The sequence below is a fragment of the Streptococcus sp. WB01_FAA12 genome (assembly GCF_012843315.1).
Lineage (GTDB): Bacteria > Bacillota > Bacilli > Lactobacillales > Streptococcaceae > Streptococcus.
Genome location: NZ_JABAEX010000005.1, coordinates 1 through 20,504, shown reverse-complemented (window position 1 = coordinate 20,504; position 20,504 = coordinate 1). Strand labels below are relative to the sequence as shown.

The following is a 20,504-nucleotide window of genomic DNA, read 5'->3' as shown; positions in this document are numbered from 1 at the left end:
GTCTATTTTTGTATACAAGGAGGAAGTATGAAAGAAAGTAACAAACGTTTAAAAACAAAACGAATTATCGAAAATGCCATGGTTCAATTATTGATGGACCAACCCTTTGATCAAATTTCTACTGTCAAGTTAGCAGAAAAAGCCGGAATCAGTCGTTCCAGCTTTTACACTCACTACAAGGATAAGTATGATATGATTGAGCATTACCAAAGTAAGCTCTTTCATACCTTTGAGTATATTTTCCAAAAACATGCTCATCATAAAAGAGATGCTATTTTAGAAGTATTTGAATATTTAGAGTCTGAGCCACTCTTGGCTGCACTCTTATCTGAAAATGGTACAAAAGAAATTCAAAATTTCTTGAGAAATAAACTGCATATTATGCTTAGTACTGATCTTCAGAAACGTTTTATGCAACTACAACTCAATCCAATTGAATTAGAATACAGCAGTATTTATCTAACAAATGCCCTATTTGGTGTTTGCCAGACTTGGATTGCTCACGGAAAAAAAGAAAGTCCGCGAGAAATGACCGACTTCCTTATGAAAATGTTAGGTGATACAAACTAAAAGAAAAAGAACACCATCAGGTGTTCTTTTTATCTGACTCCGCCAGTAGGACTCGAACCTACGACATCATGATTAACAGTCATGCGCTACTACCAACTGAGCTATGGCGGATAAAATAGTCCGTACGGGATTCGAACCCGTGTTACCGCCGTGAAAAGGCGGTGTCTTAACCCCTTGACCAACGGACCATCTATCTGTAGCAGATATAACCATTATATCAATTTCTTACTAATTGTCAATCACTTTTTAGATTTTTTCTCTAGAATATCTCTCAGTTTACGAACTTTCAAACGAGTGATGGGGCAGCGATGATCTTCATAAAAGACAACTTCTAGATTCTTTCGATCAATTTCTCTCACATTTCCAATATTGATTAGGAAAGATTTATGAGGAGAATAAAATCGCTGGGTATGTTTGTCCTTTTCCTGAATATCTGTCATGGTTCCATAGAACTCTTTGGCAAAATTCTTACCAATAATTCGCAGTTTATGAGAAACACCTGTTGTTTCGATATACAAAATATCATGGTAAGGGATTTTCAAATCATTTCCCTTATAGTTATAATCAAAATAGTCTACAACATCTTCGTTTTCAAGCAGCATGCTCTTAGTGTAAAAAATACTCTGCTCGATACGTTTTTTAAACAATTCATCATTGATGTCTTTATCAACAAAATCTAAGGCTGATACCTGGTATTTATAAGTTAAAGTAGCAAATTCAGATCGACTAGTAATAAAGACAATAATAGCATAGGGATTGTGATGACGGATAAACTGTGCCACTTCAAATCCCTTTTTCTCAATCCCGTGAATATCGATATCTAGGAAATAAAGCTGATTTACTTCATCATTTTCGATATATTCCTTAAACTCACGAACTTTTCCTGTTGTCTTGTAAGAAATAGGAATATTTGATTCCTCAGAGATTTCATTCAATATTCTCTCAAGTCTCACTTGATGCTCAATAACATCTTCTAAAATTAATACTTTCATTCAAATTCCCTCTTAAATCTAATAATTTGTCTAAATGTGCTGTCTTCCATCTCTGTTTCCAAAATAATGTTGTCATACTTATCTAAAATCTCTTTGACACTATTAAGTCCGAGACCTCTATTTCTTCCCTTGGTAGAGAAACCTAAAGCAAATAGGTCCTCTGAAGGCGTCATAGTAATTTTACATGAATTCTGGATGACTATAACTGTTTCAAAATCCATTTTAATGACTGCAACTTCCATTTGTTTCAAGTAACTATCTGCAGCACCTTCAACAGCATTGTTTAAGAGAATACTCATGATGCGAACAAGATCAAGTAAATCTATTGACAATCTAGTAATAACATCCTTTACTTCCAATGTAAACTCTACATCATTATTTCGTGCATATACGATTGATTGAGCAATCAAACTTCGTAAGGCAGAATCTGCTATATTGTTTAAATCAAAGTAAGTATACTTATCTGATCGCAATTTTTGATTTGCTTTGACTAGGACTTCCTTATAAATCCTGTCAATTTCTTGTAAATCTCCACTGTCAATTGCCATTTGCATGCTGACAAGCATACCTGCATAGTCATGACGAAATCCTCGAATTTCATTATACAATCCAACAATTTCATCTGTATAGGTTTGTAAATGTTTTTGTTCAAATTTTTTCTGCTTCAAAGCAATGTCTTTTTCAACTTGAACCTTGTAAGAGTTCATTGCAAAGAAGGTTAAAAGGAGTCCAACAAAAACTACGGATGATAAAATACTTCCAAAACTATTTAAATGAGAAATAGTACTCACGATATCTGAAATAAAAGAGACGATATGTAGGAAGATAAATGCATATAGTACTTTTTTCAAAAAAGAATAGAGATAGTCTTTGTCAAAATATTTAAGTTCTAGGTTGAAATAGGTGATAATTTTTTTAATTATAAAATAGGTTAATAACAAAACTACCAAAAAGAAAAGATCTTCATGTTGTAATGCTAATTGATCTCCTGTTATAGAGGATAAAGTTACCGATATGAATGTATGGGTAGTGTGATATAAAAGAGAAATTAATAAACTAATAAAAATTCCTTTATACTTATCATATTTCTTTAATCCTCTTAAATAACCATATATCACTAAAGGGAATAAAAATTTCTCTCCCCCTAATCCATGTAAAGATACAAAATAAAAGAAAAATTCAACTACTAACTGTAATATAAATAGCCAAATACTGAACACATATAATTCTTTTATAGTTGTTTTACAAATCCATTCATAACTTCTGCTAAGAATAAAAAGACCTAGAATAACTATTGCCAATCCGAATAAATTCATTATTTCCTACCCTAATTTTTAATTATTTTCTTTTTTGAAAAAGAAGACTACGTATTACGTCTGGAATTCTCCATTCCCCACCCCGAATCTCCTGCAATTCTGCCTCTGTTACTTCTTTAAACTGTTCCAATTTAATTGTGTTTTTCATAGTAAAATCTCCTGTATTGTTTTTCTTGTAAGTTAACTTACACACCTATTATACAAAATGAAGACCATGTAAGAAAAATTTCTTCTCAACTGCACTGTTTTGTACCTGAAATGCACTTTTTTAAGAAAAAAGCTGGGAGTAATCCCAGCTTTTTATCTAATGTACTGATCCCAGCAGGATTCGAACCTGCGACCGTTCGCTTAGAAGGCGAATGCTCTATCCAGCTGAGCTATGAGACCTAACATGACCATTCTATCAAAAAACAAGAAGTAAGTCAATATTCTATTTGTGATAAGGAGAACCCTGCTGAATCGTAAAAGCACGATAAATTTGTTCAACAAGGACTAATCTCATTAACTGATGTGGTAAAGTTAAACGCCCAAAACTAACAGAGAGATTAGCTCGATGCTTCACAGAAGGGGATAGTCCAAGACTTCCACCAATAATAAATGTAAGGGTAGAAAATCCCTTTATAGAAGCCTGTTCCAGCTGTTTACTGAATTCTTCTGAAGAGAGAGTTTTTCCTTCAATTGCCAACACAACAACAAAATCTCTTTCTCCAACTTTAGAAAGAATTCGATTTCCCTCTATTTCTAATATTTTGTGATTTTCTGACTCACTTGCCTTATCTGGAGTTTTTTCATCAGCTAGCTCAATGATTTCTACAGTGGCGAAACGTGAAATTCGTTTAGTATATTCAGCAATACCATCTTTAAGGTATTTTTCCTTCAGTTTTCCAACTGTTACAATTTTTATTTTCATTCTTCTATTCTAACATATTCACACTTCATTTCACATCTTATTCACAAAAAATTATATAGGAAAACAAGCAAATTCACAGAATAACGTAAGTTATCCACAACTTGTGTAAAACTTCTACCTTTAAGCTTGAATTAAGTTAATAGATTTATACTTTAATCAAATAAAAAAACAAACGGAGGCGTTTATGAAACACTTACAAAAATTTTACAAAAAAGGAGTTGCCTTTCTTATCATCATTCTGATAGGATTTTTGAGTGGTACCCTGGGAAGTTTTGTGACACTGCAACTTTATCAAAAACAAGTAAGTCAAGCCGCAAATAACACTACAAACACTGTTACTCAGACTTCCTACAAAAATGAAAATGCAACAACTCAGGCCGTTAACAAGGTAAAAGATGCCGTTGTATCGGTCATCACTTATTCAGCAAATCGGCAAAATAGTGTTTTTGGAAATGACGAGACAGATACGGATACCGACTCTCAGCAAGTAGCAAGTGAAGGTTCCGGTGTTATTTACAAAAAGAATGGGAAAGATGCCTATCTTGTGACAAATACCCACGTTATTAAAGGAGCTTCAAAAGTTGATATCCGTTTAGCAGACGGTACAAAAGTTCCTGGTGAAATTGTCGGTTCTGATACGTTCTCTGATATTGCTGTCGTAAAAATTTCTTCAGAAAAAGTCACAACCGTAGCAGAATTTGGAGATTCTAGCAAACTAAATGTTGGTGAGACTGCAATCGCAATTGGTAGTCCTCTAGGATCCGAATATGCCAATACAGTTACCCAAGGAATCATTTCAAGTCTCAATCGAAATGTCTCTCTAAAATCTCAAGATGGTCAAACCATTTCTACAAAAGCTATTCAGACAGATACTGCCATTAACCCTGGTAACTCTGGTGGTCCACTTATAAACATTCAAGGCCAAGTTATCGGGATTACATCAAGTAAAATTGCAAGTAATGGTGGAACCTCTGTCGAAGGTCTTGGTTTTGCAATCCCATCAAATGATGCTCAAAATATTATTAAACAGCTTGAAAGTGACGGTAAAGTGACTCGCCCTGCTCTTGGAATTCAAATGGTTAATTTAGCTAATATCGGAGCTAGTGATCTTAGAAAACTCAATATTCCAAGTAGCGTAACTTCTGGTGTAGTGGTAAAATCTGTTCAAAGTAATATGCCTGCATCTGGTCACCTTGAAAAATACGACGTTATTACCAAAGTTGACGACAAGGATATTTCTTCGTCAACAGATTTACAGAGTGCTCTTTACAACCATTCTATCGGAGACACCATTAAAATCACCTACTATCGAAATGGGAAAGAGGAGACTACAACTGTTAAACTAGATAAAAGTACAAGTGATTTAGAATCTTAATTGACATCAGTGTAAAGAAAACTTTACATATAATAAAAGATATGTTAGTGTAGAATCATGGAAAAATTTGAAATGATTTCTATCTCGGAAATACAAAAAAATCCCTATCAACCTCGAAAAGAATTTAATGCAGATAAACTAAGGGAATTGACTGAGTCAATCAAAGAAAATGGGGTCATCCAACCCATCATCGTTCGTCAATCTCCTGTAATTGGTTATGAAATCCTTGCAGGAGAGAGACGATATCGGGCTTCTCTCTTGGCTGGTCTGACTTCTATTCCAGCCGTTGTGAAACACCTCTCAGATCAGGAAATGATGATTCAGTCTATCATTGAGAATTTACAGAGAGAAAACTTGAATCCGGTTGAAGAGGCACGCGCCTACGAATCTTTGGTAGAAAAAGGATTTACTCACACTGAGATAGCGGATAAAATGGGAAAATCTCGTCCTTATATCACTAATTTTATTCGTTTGCTTTCCCTACCAGAGCACATCTTATCTGAAGTAGAAAATGGAAAAATTTCTCAAGCTCATGCACGTTCACTAGTTGGTTTGGATAAAGAGCAACAAGACTATTTTTTTCAACTAATTAAAAATGAAGACATCTCTGTGAGAAAGTTAGAAACACTGCTGACAGAGAAAAAACAAAAGAAGCAGAAAAAAAATGATTCTTTCATCAAAGATGAGGAAGATAAATTAAAAAAACTACTTGGATTAAATGTAGAAATTAAACTTTCTAAAAAAGATACTGGAAAGGTTATTATTTCTTTTTCAAGCCAAGAAGAATATGACAGAATTATCAACAGCCTGAAATAAGGCTGTTCTTTTATTTTTTCAACTCACAAATTTATCCACTATTTTTTATAACAAAAAACCAAGGAATTCAAAGAATTCCTCACTTATCCCCAACCTGTGGATAAAAAATATAAACATTGTGGATTCTTTTCCACAGATTGTGGAAAAATGCTAGCATCTATGGTAAAATAAGTCTAACAGTAAACCTTTTTACATCAGATATAGCAAAGGAGGGGATAATTGGTGAAAGAAAAACAATTTTGGAATCAAATCTTGGAATTGGCTCAAGAAAGATTGACACGTTCTATGTACGATTTCTACGCCACACCTGCTGAACTCATAAAAGTGGAGGGAAATGTAGCTACTATCTTTTTACCTAGACCTGAAATGGAAATGGTTTGGAAAAAACAACTCAAAGATATCATTGTGGCTGCTGGTTTTGAAGTTTATGATACTGAAATAAAAACTCAATTTGTCTTAACAAAGCCTGAGGAAGAATCTTCAACCTATGTCATGGATTCTGAAAATAGCAATCATTATGTTGCTTCACAGGCCAATCTTGCTATTCCATATTCTGAAACAGGATTGAAGGAAAAATATACCTTTGATAACTTTATTCAAGGAGATGGGAATATCTGGGCTAAGTCTGCTGCTCTGGCTGTTTCCGAAGACCTCGCATTGACTTATAATCCCCTTTTCATTTATGGTGGTCCTGGACTAGGGAAAACCCACTTACTGAATGCTATCGGAAATGAAATTCTAAAAAATATTCCTGAAGCTCGTGTTAAGTATATTCCTGCTGAAAGTTTTATCAACGACTTTCTTGAGCATCTGAGGCTCGGGGAAATGGAAAAATTTAAAAAAACTTACCGAAGCCTTGATCTCTTACTGATTGATGATATCCAATCTCTCAGTGGCAAAAAGGTTGCAACTCAAGAAGAATTTTTCAATACTTTCAACGCTCTTCATAGCAATCAAAAACAAATCGTTCTGACTAGTGACCGAAGTCCTAAACATTTAGAAGGACTTGAAGAAAGACTTGTCACGCGCTTTAGCTGGGGATTGACTCAAAATATCACCCCTCCTGACTTTGAGACACGTATCGCCATTCTTCAAAGTAAAACGGAACATTTAAACTACCATTTCCAGAGTGATACCCTAGAATATCTGGCTGGCCAATTTGATTCAAATGTTCGAGAATTGGAAGGAGCAATTAACGATATCACTTTAATTGCCAGAGTAAAGAAGATTAAAGACATCACTATTGATATTGCTGCCGAGGCTATCAGAGCACGTAAACAAGATGTTAGCCAACTGCTAGTCATTCCAATTGACAAAATTCAAACTGAAGTAGGTAATTTTTATGGAGTGAGTGTCAAAGAAATGAAGGGTACGAGACGAGTTCAAAACATCGTTTTGGCGCGTCAGGTTGCTATGTATCTAGCTAGAGAACTGACAGATAATAGTCTTCCAAAAATCGGAAAAGAATTCGGAGGAAAGGATCACACCACCGTGATTCATGCCCATGCTAAAATTAAATCCTTGATTGACGAAGATGATAATTTACGCTTAGAAGTTGAAGCAATCAAAAAGAAAATTAAGTAGTTTGTGGATAACTTTCGTTTTTCTATCTTTTTTATCCACATTTTTTAAACAAGCTAAGAAGCTTGAAGTCACTAAATAGAAATCAGTTTTCCACAGAATTCACACACTCTATTATTTCTATTATCCTTCTAATACTAAAAAATAAATAAAGGAGAATCCATGATTCATTTTTCAATCAATAAAAATTTATTTCTACAAGCCTTAAATACCACAAAACGAGCAATTAGCTCCAAAAATGCTATTCCAATTTTATCAACAATTAAAATTGATGTTACCAATGAAGGCATTACTTTAATTGGATCAAATGGTCAAATCTCCATTGAAAATTTCATTTCTCAAAAGAATGAAGATGCTGGTCTTTTGATTACTTCCTTAGGTTCGATTCTTCTTGAAGCCTCTTTCTTTATCAATGTTGTATCCAGTCTTCCAGATGTAACGCTTGATTTCAAAGAGATTGAACAAAAACAAATTGTCTTAACAAGTGGCAAATCAGAAATTACCCTAAAAGGAAAAGATAGCGAACAGTACCCACGTATTCAAGAAATTTCAGCAAGCACACCTTTGGTTCTTGAAACCAAACTACTCAAGAAAATTATCAATGAGACAGCTTTTGCTGCAAGTACGCAAGAAAGTCGTCCAATCTTAACAGGTGTCCACTTCGTATTGAGCCAAAATAAAGAACTAAAAACAGTTGCGACAGATTCTCATCGCCTTAGCCAGAAAAAATTGACTCTTGAAAAAAATGGTGATGATTTTGATGTAGTGATTCCTAGTCGCTCTCTACGCGAATTTTCAGCTGTTTTTACGGATGATATTGAAACAGTGGAGATTTTCTTTGCCAATAATCAAATCCTCTTTAGAAGTGAAAATATTAGCTTCTACACTCGTCTCTTAGAAGGAAACTATCCTGATACAGATCGTTTGATTCCAACTGACTTTAACACTACAATTACTTTTGATGTTGTTAATTTGCGTCAATCAATGGAACGCGCACGTCTCTTATCAAGTGCGACTCAAAATGGTACTGTGAAGCTTGAAATTAAAGGTGGTGTTGTTAGCGCCCATGTTCATTCTCCTGAGGTTGGTAAAGTAAACGAAGAAATCGATACTGATCAGGTGACTGGGGATGATTTGACCATTAGTTTCAACCCGACTTACTTGATTGATTCCCTCAAGGCTTTAAATAGCGAAAAAGTGACCATTAGCTTTATCTCAGCTGTTCGTCCATTCACTCTTGTGCCAGCAGATACTGACGAAGACTTCATGCAGCTCATCACACCAGTTCGTACAAATTAAGTGAAAGAGGTTGAGCCTAGCTCGCCTCTTTTATGATATAATCAAAAAAGAAAAGGAGAGTAGTATGTATCAAGTTGGAAATTTTGTTGAGATGAAAAAACCACATGCTTGCACCATCAAATCAACTGGTAAAAAAGCCAATCGTTGGGAAATTACACGTGTAGGGGCAGATATCAAAATCAAATGCAGTAATTGTGACCACCTTGTCATGATGAGTCGCCATGATTTTGAACGAAAAATGAATAAGATTATTGACTAAGAACCCTTAGTTAGAGAGTTAGCAAGTTTTCCCTTTTTGTGTTATAATGTTAGGGATTGAAATGAGAACGGAGAATGAGAAACTATGGCTTTAACAGCAGGTATCGTTGGTTTGCCAAACGTTGGAAAATCAACCCTTTTTAATGCAATTACAAAAGCAGGAGCAGAGGCGGCAAACTACCCATTTGCGACTATTGATCCAAACGTTGGGATGGTGGAAGTTCCAGATGAACGCCTACAAAAACTAACAGAAATGATTACTCCTAAAAAGACAGTTCCAACAACCTTTGAATTTACAGATATTGCAGGGATTGTAAAAGGAGCATCAAAAGGAGAAGGTTTAGGAAATAAATTCTTGGCCAACATCCGTGAAGTAGATGCGATTGTTCACGTAGTTCGTGCATTTGATGATGAAAATGTTATGCGCGAGCAAGGACGTGAAGACGCCTTTGTGGATCCACTTGCAGATATTGATACTATTAACCTAGAGTTGATTCTTGCTGACTTAGAATCAGTTAATAAACGCTATGCGCGTGTGGAAAAAATGGCAAGAACCCAAAAGGATAAGGAATCAGTAGCAGAATTTAATGTTCTTCAAAAGATTAAACCAGTCCTTGAAGATGGAAAATCAGCTCGGACCATTGAATTCACAGATGAGGAACAAAAAGTAGTCAAAGGTCTCTTCCTTTTGACCACTAAACCAGTTCTTTATGTTGCTAATGTGGATGAAGATGTCGTTTCAGATCCAGACTCTATCGACTATGTCAAACAAATTCGTGAATTTGCAGCGACAGAGAATGCTGAAGTAGTCGTTATTTCCGCGCGTGCTGAGGAAGAAATTTCTGAGTTAGATGATGAAGATAAGCAAGAGTTTCTTGAAGCACTTGGCTTGACAGAATCAGGAGTTGATAAATTGACTCGAGCGGCCTACCACTTGCTTGGACTTGGAACTTACTTTACAGCTGGTGAAAAAGAAGTCCGTGCTTGGACCTTTAAACGTGGAATGAAAGCTCCTCAAGCTGCTGGTATAATCCACTCTGACTTCGAAAAAGGATTTATCCGTGCAGTGACCATGTCATATGAGGATCTAGTGAAATACGGATCTGAAAAGGCTGTAAAAGAAGCTGGGCGCTTGCGTGAAGAAGGAAAAGAATACATCGTTCAAGATGGCGATATCATGGAATTCCGCTTTAATGTCTAATAACATTTAACAAATAGTGTCAATTAGGTTGGAAAAAAATTCCAACCCTTTTGGCTTTTGAAAGGAAAATAAATGACTAAATTACTTGTTGGATTAGGAAATCCAGGGGATAAATATTTTGAAACCAAGCACAATGTTGGTTTTATGTTGATTGACCAATTAGCTAAAAAACAAAATGTCACTTTTACACACGATAAGATATTTCAAGCTGACCTAGCATCTTTTTTTCTTAATGGCGAAAAAATTTATCTTGTCAAACCAACGACTTTTATGAATGAAAGTGGAAAAGCAGTTCATGCTTTATTGACTTACTATGGTTTGGATATTGAAGATTTACTCGTTATTTACGACGACCTTGACATGGAAGTTGGGAAAATTCGTTTAAGAGCAAAGGGATCAGCAGGTGGTCATAATGGGATCAAGTCAATTATTCAACATATAGGTACTCAGGTCTTTAACCGTGTTAAAATAGGTATTGGCAGACCTAAAAAAGGTATGTCAGTGGTTCACCATGTTTTAAGTAAGTTTGATCAGGATGACTATGTAGGTATTTTACAGTCTATTGACAAGGTTGACGATGCTGTAAACTACTATTTACAAGAGAAAAACTTTGAGAAAACAATGCAGAGGTATAACGGCTAAATGGTGACTTTATTAGATTTATTCTCAGAAAATGATCAGATAAAAAAATGGCATCAAAATCTGACAGATAAGAAAAGGCAACTAATGCTAGGTCTGTCAACTTCTACCAAAGCTCTTGCAATTGCAAGTAGTCTAAAAAAAGAAAAAAAGATTGTGTTATTGACATCTACTTATGGAGAAGCAGAACGAATTATCAGTGATCTTCTTTCTATCTTAGGAGAGGAATTTGTCTATCCATTTTTGGTGGATGACTCTCCTATGGTAGAGTTTTTGGTGTCTTCACAAGAAAAAATCATTTCGCGGGTTGAAGCCTTGCGTTTTTTAACTGATTCATCTAAGAAAGGGATTTTAGTTTGTAATATCGCAGCAAGTCGATTGATTCTACCTTCTCCCAATATATTCAAAGATAGTATTGTAAAAATCTCAGTTGGTGAAGAATATGACCAACATGGCCTTCTTCACAAATTAAAGGAAATAGGCTATTGCAAAGTTACGCAAGTACAAACTCAAGGTGAGTTTAGTATTCGAGGGGATATTTTAGATATTTTTGAGATGTCTCAGTTAGAACCTTTCCGAATCGAGTTTTTTGGTGATGAAGTAGATGGAATTCGGACTTTTGAAGTAGAGACACAATTATCAAAAGAAAATCAAACAGAACTCACTATCTTTCCAGCTAGTGATATACTTTTAAGAGAAAGGGACTATATACGAGGTCAGTCAGCTTTAGAAAAGCAAATTTCAAAGACCATATCACCAATTTTAAAATCATACTTGGAAGAGATTTTGTCAAGTTTTCATCAAAGACAGGTACATTCAGATAGTCGAAAGTTTTTATCTTTATGTTACGATAAAACATGGACTATATTTGATTATGTTGAAAAAGATACACCAGTATTCTTTGATGATTACCAAAAATTGATGAATCAGTATGAAGTCTTTGAAAGAGAATTAGCGCAATACTTTACAGAAGATTTACAGAGTGGTAAAGCATTTTCTGATATGCAGTATTTTGCAGATACAGAGCAAACCTATAAAAAACAAAGTCCAGTTACCTTTTTCTCCAATCTCCAAAAAGGATTAGGAAATCTCAAGTTTGATCACATTTATCAATTTAATCAATATCCTATGCAGGAGTTTTTCAATCAATTTTCTTTTCTTAAAGAAGAAATTGAGCGATATAAAAAAATGGACTACACTATTGTTCTGCAGTCTAGCAATTCAATGGGAAGTAAAACATTGGAGGATGTTTTAGAGGAATATCAGATTAAACTGGATTCCAGAGATAAGTTAAGTATCTGTAAAGAATCTGTAAACTTGATTGAGGGTAATCTAAGACATGGTTTTCATTTTGTAGATGAAAAAATTCTCTTGATTACTGAACATGAGATTTTTCAAAAAAAATTAAAACGTCGTTTTAGAAGACAACATGCGTCAAATGCAGAGCGATTAAAAGATTATAATGAACTTGAAAAAGGGGACTATGTTGTTCACCACATTCATGGAATTGGTCAATATCTAGGCATTGAAACAATTGAAATCAAAGGGATTCACCGTGATTATGTCAGTGTTCAATATCAAAATGGGGATCAAATCTCCATCCCAGTTGAGCAGATTCAGTTACTGTCCAAATATGTTTCAAGTGATGGTAAAGCGCCAAAACTTAATAAATTAAATGATGGTCATTTCAAAAAGGCCAAGCAAAAAGTTAAGAACCAGGTAGAGGATATAGCTGACGATTTAATCAAACTTTATTCTGAGCGTAGTCAGTTAAAGGGATTTGCTTTCTCAGCTGATGATGATGAGCAACATGCTTTTGATGATGCTTTTCCTTATGTTGAAACGGATGATCAACTTCGCAGTATTGAGGAAATCAAGAGAGATATGCAGGATTCCCATCCCATGGATCGACTTCTGGTTGGAGATGTTGGTTTTGGGAAGACTGAAGTTGCAATGCGTGCAGCCTTTAAGGCGGTCAATGATCATAAACAAGTTGTCGTTCTAGTTCCGACGACGGTTTTAGCTCAACAACACTATACCAATTTTAAGGAAAGATTCCAAAATTTTGCTGTTAATATTGATGTGTTGAGTCGCTTTAGAAGTAAAAAAGAGCAGGCGGAGACACTTGAAAAATTAAAGAATGGTCAAGTCGATATTTTGATTGGAACACATCGTGTTTTGTCTAAAGATGTTGTGTTTTCAGACTTAGGCTTGATGATTATTGATGAAGAGCAACGATTTGGTGTCAAGCATAAGGAAACATTGAAAGAAATGAAGAAACAAGTGGATGTCCTAACCTTGACAGCTACTCCAATACCTCGTACTCTCCATATGTCTATGTTGGGAATCCGAGATTTGTCTGTTATTGAAACCCCTCCGACCAATCGTTATCCAGTGCAAACCTATGTTTTGGAAAAGAATGATAGTGTGATTCGTGATGCTGTCTTGCGTGAAATGGAGCGTGGTGGTCAAGTTTACTATCTTTACAATAAAGTTGACACTATTGATCGGAAGGTTTCAGAATTACAAGAGTTGATTCCAGAAGCTTCGATTGGATATGTTCACGGACAAATGAGTGAAATTCAGTTAGAAAATACTTTATTGGACTTTATTGAAGGTCAGTATGATATTTTGGTGACAACTACCATAATTGAAACAGGCGTTGACATTCCAAACGCTAACACCCTGTTTATTGAAAATGCAGACCATATGGGATTGTCAACCTTGTATCAGTTAAGAGGGAGAGTTGGTCGGAGCAATCGCATTGCCTATGCCTATCTTATGTATCGTCCAGAAAAATCAATCAGTGAAGTCTCTGAAAAGAGATTAGAAGCTATTAAAGGATTTACAGAATTGGGATCTGGATTTAAGATTGCTATGCGAGATCTTTCAATTCGTGGAGCAGGAAACCTCTTAGGAAAATCTCAATCAGGCTTCATTGATTCTGTTGGTTTTGAATTGTATTCTCAGTTACTAGAAGAAGCTATTGCTAAACGCAATGGCAATGAGAACACAAGAACTAAAGGAAATGCCGAGTTAATTTTGCAAATCGATGCCTATCTTCCTGATACTTATATTTCTGACCAACGACATAAGATTGAAATTTACAAGAAAATTCGTCAGATTGACAGTCGTGTCAACTATGAAGAATTACAGGAAGAGTTGATGGACCGTTTTGGGGAGTATCCAGATGTGGTGGCCTATCTTTTAGAGATTGGTTTGGTAAAATCATACTTGGATAAGGTTTTTGTTGAACGTGTGGAAAGAAAAGAGAATAGGATTACAGTTCAATTTGAAAAAATCACTCAACGATTGTTTTTGGCTCAAGATTACTTTAAAGCCCTATCTGCAACGAACTTAAAAGCAGCTATAGCGGAGAATAGAGGATTGATGGAAGTCGTATTTGATGTCCGAAACAAGAAGGATTATGAAATTTTAGAAGGTCTGCTTATTTTTGGAGAAAGTTTGCTAGAGATAAAAGAATCAAAGGAAGCTAATTCTATTTGACGTTTTTCTTCTATAAAAGGGATAAAAATGGTACAATAATAATTTGAGGTAATAAAAATGAGATTAGACAAGTATTTAAAAGTATCAAGAATTATCAAGCGTCGTACAGTCGCAAAAGAAGTAGCAGATAAAGGTAGAATCAAGGTAAATGGAATCTTGGCCAAAAGTTCAACGGATTTGAAAGTTGATGACCAAGTTGAAATTCGCTTTGGAAATAAGTTGTTGCTTGTAAAAGTACTGGAGATGAAAGATAGTACAAAAAAAGAAGATGCAGCAGGCATGTATGAAATTATCAGTGAAACACGGGTAGAAGAAAATGTCTAAAAATATTGTACAGATGAACAATCCTTTTATTCAAAATGAACACCAACGTCGTCGTTACCTGATGAAGGAAAGACAAAAGAGGAATCGCTTTATGGGTTGGGTTCTGATTTTGATGATTTTATTGTTTATTTTACCAACCTATAATCTGGCCCAAAGCTATAATCAGTTACTGCAACGTCGTCAGCAATTGACAGAGTTGAAAGAGCAATACCAAACTCTCAGTGATGAAAAGGATAAGGAATCCGCTTTTGCTACAAAGTTGAAAGACGAAGACTATGTGGCAAAATATGCACGCGCCAAGTACTATTACTCAAAGAAACGAGAAGCGATTTACACAATTCCTGATTTGCTTCCGAGGTAATATCATGGAAAATTTATTAGAAGTTGTTGAGCAGTTTTTAAGTTTATCAGATGAAAAACTAGAGGAACTAGCAACTAAAAATCATTTATTACGATTACAAGAAGAAAGGGAAGGGAAGAATGCGTAAGTTCTTAGTAGTGTTATCACTACTATCTGTTTTTATCATAACTTCAAGAGTAGTTAGCACAGAAAAACAGCTTCCTTACTCTTCACAAGAAATTTATTATCTAACTGAGTCTGACTATGGATTCTACTATAAAGAAACTCTGAAATCCCCAATGGTATATGGAGAAACAGCTGTCTATGCTAATGAGGACCTTGTCAAGGAGTCTGGTAAATTAACTCCTGAAACCGCCTTTAAAATCGTAGAGTGGCGTTTGAATAGACAAGGTGTTCCTGTTTTTAAATTAGACAATCATCAGTTTATCCTTGCAGATAAGCGTTTGGTCTATGATCGAAGTCATGTTCAAACTCAAAGTAGACAAGTATGGTTGGAACCGGGGTTTGTTATCTATAACAGCCCTTATGATGCGAAAGAAATTTCTTCCTCCCTCTCTCCCTATCAACTTGTAACGGTGGATAGAGCTCTCTTTGCTGAGGGACAAGAATTTCTTCATATTGATCAAGTTGGGTGGGTATCAAAAGAGTTCATCTCAGAAGAGGACAATCGCATCCAGAGGGTTCAAGAAGTTTTATCAAACAACTATCAGAATGAAAATTATTCTATTTATGTTAAACAGCTGAGTACAGGCAAAGAGGCTGGGGTGAATGAAGACAGCAAACTCTATGCAGCTAGCATCTTGAAACTAGCCTACCTTTATTATGCTCAAGATAAGATAAATCAAGGTGACTATACGCTGGACAGTAGTTTCAAGTATGTCCCAGAAGTGAATAATTTCCCTGGATCCTATAAACCAGAAGGTAGTGGTAGTTTACCTAAAACAGGAGACAACAAAGACTACAGTCTCCAACAATTAATTACCAAGGTAACAAAGGAGTCTGACAATGTTGCTCATAATATTTTAGGTTATTATGTGACCAATCAATCTGACGGGGCTTTTAAAGAAAAAATGTCCACCATTATGGGTGAAGATTGGGATGTGAATGATAAATTAACTTCTTCAAAAATGGCTGGAAAAGTCATGGAGGCTATTTATAATCAGAATGGTTTTGTTTTAGAGTCTCTAGGCAAAACGAATTTTGATAACCAACGAATTGCGAAAGGTGTTTCGGTTAAGGTAGCTCACAAAATCGGAGATGCTGACGAGTTTAAACACGATACTGCCATTGTATTTACAGACTCACCTTTCGTTCTCTCTATTTTCACTAAAAATTCTGATTATGACACCATTGCTAAGATAGCTAAGGATGTCTATGAGGTTCTAAAATGAGGGAGCAGGATTTTTTAAATCATTTTCTCAGAAAAGAGTATTTCAAAAAACATTCTAAAATCGTATTAGCTCTGTCTGGCGGACTGGATTCGATGTTTTTATTCCATCTACTGTCCACCTATCAAAAAGAGTTAGAAATTGAGCTGATTGTAGCACATGTCAATCACAAGCAGAGAAGGGAGTCAGATTGGGAGGAAAATGAACTAAGGAAGTTAGCTGATGTAGCTGGACTTCCTATTTATGTCACAAGTTTTTCAGGAGACTTTTCAGAAGCGCGTGCTCGGGAGTTTCGTTATGATTTTTTTAGGAAAATCATGAAAGAGGTTGGAGCGACAGCCTTGGTCACTGCCCACCATGCAGATGATCAGGTTGAAACGATTTTGATGCGCTTAATTCGAGGAAGTCGGCTACGTCATTTAACAGGAATAAAAGAAAGCCAAGTAGTTGATGATATCGAAATCATCCGCCCCTTGTTGCATTTTCATAAAAAGTATTTTCCACCAATTGTTCATTTTGAAGATCAATCAAATCGTGAGAATGCCTATTTTCGAAATCGTATTCGAAATAGGTATTTACCAGAGCTTGAAAAAGAAAATCCTCGTCTTAAATCCGCTCTTTTAGATTTAGGAAAGGAAATTTCAGATTACCAAGTAGCCATAACAGAGCTCTCTGAACAGATTGATGTGGAAGATTTGAATGAGTTTTTTTCATTCTCACAACAAACTCAAGGGGTTTTACTGCAGAACTATCTCAATCAATTCCCTGACTTAAATCTTACGAAAGCTCAGTTTGCAGAAGTTCAACAGATTTTAGCAACTAAAAGTCAGTATCGTCACCCACTGAAAAATGGTTATGAACTAATAAAAGAGTATCAGAATTTTCGAGTTTGCAAAATCAGTCCACAGTCTGATGAAAAGAAAGATGAACTTGTGTTACACTATCAAAATCAAGTTCGATATAAGGGTTATTTATTTTCCTTTGGCATCCCTATTGAAGGGGACGCTGTTCAAAAAATAATGGTTTCACGGGAAACACCTGTATATATTAGATGTCGAAAACCTGGCGATGTTCTTATCCTGAATGGTCACCGAAAGAAACTGAGACGTTTATTTATAGATTTGAAAATCCCTATTGAAAAACGAAAAACGACCCCTATTATTGAGCAATTTGGAGAAATTGTCTCAATTTTAGGAATTGCGACCAGTGATTTGAGTAAAAACACGAAAAATGATATAATGAACACTGTACTTTATATAGAAAAAATAGATAGGTAAAAAGATGTTAGAACACGATATTGAAAAAATCCTCGTTTCACATGATGAAATTACAGAAGCAGCTAAAAAGCTAGGTGCGCAACTAACAAAAGAATATGAGGGGAAAAATCCAATTCTTGTTGGAATTTTGAAAGGATCAATTCCTTTTATGGCTGAATTGATCAAACATATTGATACGCATATTGAGATGGACTTCATGATGGTATCTAGCTACCATGGTGGAACTGCAAGTAGTGGCGTGATCAATATCAAGCAAGACGTAACTCAGGATATCAAGGGAAGACATATTCTATTTGTAGAAGATATCATCGATACAGGTCAAACTTTGAAGAATTTGAAAGATATGTTTATTGCAAGAGAAGTGGCTTCTGTTAAAATCGCGACTTTGTTGGACAAACCAGAGGGACGTGTTGTTGAAATTGAAGCGGATTATACTTGCTTTACTATTCCAAATGAGTTTGTAGTAGGTTATGGTCTAGATTATAAAGAAAATTATCGTAACCTTCCTTATGTCGGAGTATTGAAAGAAGAAGTTTATTCAAATTAGAAAGATCTATCTTTAATGAAAAAACAAAATAATGGTTTAGTTAGAAACCCATTTCTATACTTGTTAATTATCTTCTTCCTAGTGACAGGATTCCAGTATTTTTACTCTGGAAATACTGCTGGACGAAGCGAAAAAATTAACTATACAGAATTGGTAAAAGAAATTACAGCAGACAATGTAAAAGAATTAACCTATCAGCCAAATGGTAGCATCATTGAAGTGTCTGGTGTTTATAAAAATCCTAAGACTAGTAAAGAAGAAACAGGGATTCAATTTTTCACTCCTACTGCCACAAAAGTAGAAAGATTCTCAAGTACCATTCTTCCGTCGGATTCAACAGTTTCAGAATTGCAAAAACTTGCTTCTGAACATCAGGCTGAGGTAACAGTTAAACATGAGAGTTCAAGCGGTATGTGGATCAATATCCTTGTCTCTGTTGTGCCATTTGCTATTCTCTTCTTCTTCCTATTCTCTATGATGGGAAATATGGGAGGAAATAATAGTAGAAATCCAATGAGTTTTGGACGTAGCAAGGCCAAAGCTGCTAACAAAGAAGATATCAAGGTACGTTTCTCAGATGTTGCAGGTGCCGAGGAAGAAAAACAAGAATTAGTCGAAGTTGTTGAATTCCTAAAAGATCCAAAAAGATTTACCAAACTTGGCGCGCGTATTCCTGCAGGTGTTCTTTTAGAGGGACCTCCGGGAACAGGTAAGACTTTGCTTGCTAAGGCGGTTGCCGGAGAAGCAGGCGTTCCATTCTTTAGCATCTCAGGATCGGACTTTGTAGAAATGTTTGTCGGAGTAGGTGCAAGTCGAGTTCGTTCTCTTTTTGAGGATGCAAAAAAAGCAGCACCAGCCATTATCTTTATCGATGAAATTGATGCTGTTGGTCGCCAACGTGGTGTCGGTCTCGGTGGAGGAAATGATGAACGTGAACAAACCTTGAACCAACTTTTGATTGAGATGGATGGTTTTGAGGGAAATGAAGGAATTATTGTTATCGCTGCGACAAACCGTTCAGATGTCCTTGACCCTGCTCTACTACGCCCGGGACGTTTTGATAGAAAAGTCTTGGTTGGTCGTCCTGATGTTAAAGGTCGTGAAGCAATCTTGAAAGTTCACGCTAAAAACAAACCTTTAGCAGACGATGTTGATTTGAAATTAGTTGCCCAACAAACCCCAGGCTTTGTGGGAGCTGACTTAGAAAATGTTCTAAACGAGGCAGCCTTGGTTGCAGCTCGTCGCAACAAGTCAGTCATTGATGCTTCAGATATTGATGAGGCAGAGGACAGAGTGATTGCTGGACCATCTAAAAAAGATAAAACAGTATCACAAAGAGAACGCGAATTGGTTGCTTATCATGAGGCTGGACATACCATTGTTGGTTTAGTCTTGTCAAATGCCCGTGTTGTTCATAAAGTTACCATTGTACCACGTGGACGTGCAGGTGGTTACATGATTGCACTTCCTAAAGAGGATCAAATGCTTCTATCTAAAGAAGACATGAAAGAGCAATTGGCAGGTTTGATGGGTGGTCGTGTAGCTGAGGAAATTATCTTTAATGTCCAAACGACAGGAGCTTCAAATGACTTTGAACAAGCTACACAGATGGCGCGTGCAATGGTCACTGAATACGGTATGAGTGAAAAACTAGGTCCAGTTCAATACGAGGGTAATCATGCTATGTTTGGTGCACAAAGTCCTCAAAAATCAATTTCAGAGCAAACAGCCTTTGAGATTGATGAGGAAGTACGTTCATTATTAAATGAAGCACGAAACAAAGCAGCTGAAATTATTCAATCAAATCGTGAAACCCACAAACTGATTGCAGAAGCATTGTTGAAATACGAAACATTGGATAGTACACAGATTAAGTCTCTTTACGAAACAGGAAAAATGCCTGAGACTATAGAAGAGGAATCTCATGCCCTATCTTATGATGAAGTAAAATCAAAAATGAGTGAAGAAAAATAACCTAGAGAGGCCGTGCCTCTCTTTTTGTGTGCCGTTGAGGGAACGAGAAATACAGAAGAGGAGAAGAAGATCAAAGACTAGGTTCTTTCTGCTAAACTAAATGCAGAAAGGAGAGGTCTATGAATCTAAAAGAATTATACGAAGAAAGTAAAGGGATTGTAAACAAGTG

Annotated in this window: 20 protein-coding genes and 3 tRNA genes; 16 read left to right on the top strand and 7 right to left on the bottom strand. The window is 35.8% G+C overall.

Features of this window, described 5'->3' with window-relative positions; all coding sequences use genetic code 11:
• The first annotated feature begins 27 nt into the window (after positions 1–27).
• Positions 28–570, top strand: coding sequence for a TetR-like C-terminal domain-containing protein (locus HF881_RS06865; protein ID WP_169446884.1), 543 nt, complete (start codon positions 28–30; stop codon positions 568–570).
• Between the two features lie 37 nt (positions 571–607).
• Here HF881_RS06865 and HF881_RS06860 read toward each other — a convergent pair.
• From HF881_RS06860 to rlmH, 7 genes are all read right to left on the bottom strand, one after another.
• Positions 608–681: transfer RNA gene (locus HF881_RS06860), tRNA-Asn, on the bottom strand.
• A 5-nt stretch (positions 682–686) separates the two neighbouring features.
• Positions 687–758, bottom strand: a tRNA-Glu gene (locus HF881_RS06855).
• A 51-nt stretch (positions 759–809) separates the two neighbouring features.
• A complete protein-coding gene (gene comE, locus HF881_RS06850; protein WP_084948177.1) occupies positions 810–1,562 on the bottom strand; it encodes a competence system response regulator transcription factor ComE in 753 nt (250 codons plus the stop codon).
• On the bottom strand, positions 1,559–2,878 hold the full coding sequence (gene comD, locus HF881_RS06845) for a competence system sensor histidine kinase ComD (RefSeq protein WP_125848174.1): 1,320 nt from the start codon (positions 2,876–2,878) through the stop codon (positions 1,559–1,561). Before comD ends, comE begins: the two co-directional genes overlap by 4 nt.
• A 22-nt stretch (positions 2,879–2,900) precedes the next feature.
• The gene (gene comC, locus HF881_RS06840; RefSeq protein ID WP_125848176.1) at positions 2,901–3,026 is read right to left on the bottom strand and encodes a competence-stimulating peptide ComC; all 126 of its coding nucleotides are present in this window, start codon (positions 3,024–3,026) and stop codon (positions 2,901–2,903) included.
• A 165-nt stretch (positions 3,027–3,191) separates the two neighbouring features.
• Positions 3,192–3,265, bottom strand: a tRNA-Arg gene (locus tag HF881_RS06835).
• A gap of 43 nt (positions 3,266–3,308) precedes the next feature.
• Entirely contained in the window at positions 3,309–3,788 is a 480-nt protein-coding gene (rlmH, locus tag HF881_RS06830) for a 23S rRNA (pseudouridine(1915)-N(3))-methyltransferase RlmH (protein WP_125848178.1), read from the bottom strand.
• Between the two features lie 184 nt (positions 3,789–3,972).
• Between rlmH and HF881_RS06825 the strand changes: the two genes are divergently transcribed.
• The 15 genes from HF881_RS06825 (at position 3,973) to ftsH (ending at position 20,335) form a co-directional block, all read left to right on the top strand.
• A complete protein-coding gene (locus HF881_RS06825) occupies positions 3,973–5,163 on the top strand; it encodes a trypsin-like peptidase domain-containing protein (RefSeq protein WP_169446883.1) in 1,191 nt (396 codons plus the stop codon).
• 57 nt (positions 5,164–5,220) lie between these two features.
• Positions 5,221–5,979, top strand: coding sequence for a ParB/RepB/Spo0J family partition protein (locus HF881_RS06820; protein WP_169446882.1), 759 nt, complete (start codon positions 5,221–5,223; stop codon positions 5,977–5,979).
• Positions 5,980–6,201: 222 nt separating this feature from the next.
• Positions 6,202–7,563 (top strand): chromosomal replication initiator protein DnaA, encoded by a 1,362-nt coding sequence (dnaA, locus tag HF881_RS06815; RefSeq protein ID WP_169446881.1) that lies wholly within the window; start codon positions 6,202–6,204, stop codon positions 7,561–7,563.
• A 159-nt stretch (positions 7,564–7,722) separates the two neighbouring features.
• A complete protein-coding gene (dnaN, locus tag HF881_RS06810; RefSeq protein ID WP_169446880.1) occupies positions 7,723–8,859 on the top strand; it encodes a DNA polymerase III subunit beta in 1,137 nt (378 codons plus the stop codon).
• 64 nt (positions 8,860–8,923) lie between these two features.
• The gene (locus HF881_RS06805; protein WP_000285183.1) at positions 8,924–9,118 is read left to right on the top strand and encodes a DUF951 family protein; all 195 of its coding nucleotides are present in this window, start codon (positions 8,924–8,926) and stop codon (positions 9,116–9,118) included.
• Between the two features lie 84 nt (positions 9,119–9,202).
• Positions 9,203–10,318 (top strand): redox-regulated ATPase YchF, encoded by a 1,116-nt coding sequence (ychF, locus tag HF881_RS06800; protein ID WP_001218700.1) that lies wholly within the window; start codon positions 9,203–9,205, stop codon positions 10,316–10,318.
• 72 nt (positions 10,319–10,390) lie between these two features.
• Entirely contained in the window at positions 10,391–10,960 is a 570-nt protein-coding gene (gene pth / locus HF881_RS06795; protein ID WP_061453864.1) for an aminoacyl-tRNA hydrolase, read from the top strand.
• Positions 10,961–14,464, top strand: coding sequence for a transcription-repair coupling factor (gene mfd, locus HF881_RS06790; protein ID WP_169446879.1), 3,504 nt, complete (start codon positions 10,961–10,963; stop codon positions 14,462–14,464).
• Positions 14,465–14,521: 57 nt separating this feature from the next.
• Positions 14,522–14,788 carry an RNA-binding S4 domain-containing protein gene (locus HF881_RS06785; RefSeq protein WP_001234973.1) on the top strand — a complete coding sequence of 89 codons (267 nt, stop codon included), beginning with the start codon at positions 14,522–14,524 and terminating at the stop codon, positions 14,786–14,788.
• Positions 14,781–15,149 carry a septum formation initiator family protein gene (locus HF881_RS06780; protein WP_169446878.1) on the top strand — a complete coding sequence of 123 codons (369 nt, stop codon included), beginning with the start codon at positions 14,781–14,783 and terminating at the stop codon, positions 15,147–15,149. Before HF881_RS06785 ends, HF881_RS06780 begins: the two co-directional genes overlap by 8 nt.
• 4 nt (positions 15,150–15,153) lie before the next feature.
• Positions 15,154–15,276: an SP_0009 family protein gene (locus HF881_RS10600; RefSeq protein WP_000429345.1), complete on the top strand. Its 123-nt coding sequence runs from the start codon at positions 15,154–15,156 to the stop codon at positions 15,274–15,276.
• Positions 15,269–16,540: a serine hydrolase gene (locus HF881_RS06775; protein ID WP_169446877.1), complete on the top strand. Its 1,272-nt coding sequence runs from the start codon at positions 15,269–15,271 to the stop codon at positions 16,538–16,540. The genes HF881_RS10600 and HF881_RS06775 overlap by 8 nt, the downstream gene beginning before the upstream one ends.
• Entirely contained in the window at positions 16,537–17,814 is a 1,278-nt protein-coding gene (tilS, locus tag HF881_RS06770) for a tRNA lysidine(34) synthetase TilS (RefSeq protein WP_169446876.1), read from the top strand. The genes HF881_RS06775 and tilS overlap by 4 nt, the downstream gene beginning before the upstream one ends.
• A 4-nt stretch (positions 17,815–17,818) precedes the next feature.
• A complete protein-coding gene (gene hpt, locus HF881_RS06765) occupies positions 17,819–18,361 on the top strand; it encodes a hypoxanthine phosphoribosyltransferase (protein WP_093586328.1) in 543 nt (180 codons plus the stop codon).
• A gap of 15 nt (positions 18,362–18,376) precedes the next feature.
• Entirely contained in the window at positions 18,377–20,335 is a 1,959-nt protein-coding gene (ftsH, locus tag HF881_RS06760; protein ID WP_169446875.1) for an ATP-dependent zinc metalloprotease FtsH, read from the top strand.
• Positions 20,336–20,504: the final 169 nt, after the last annotated feature.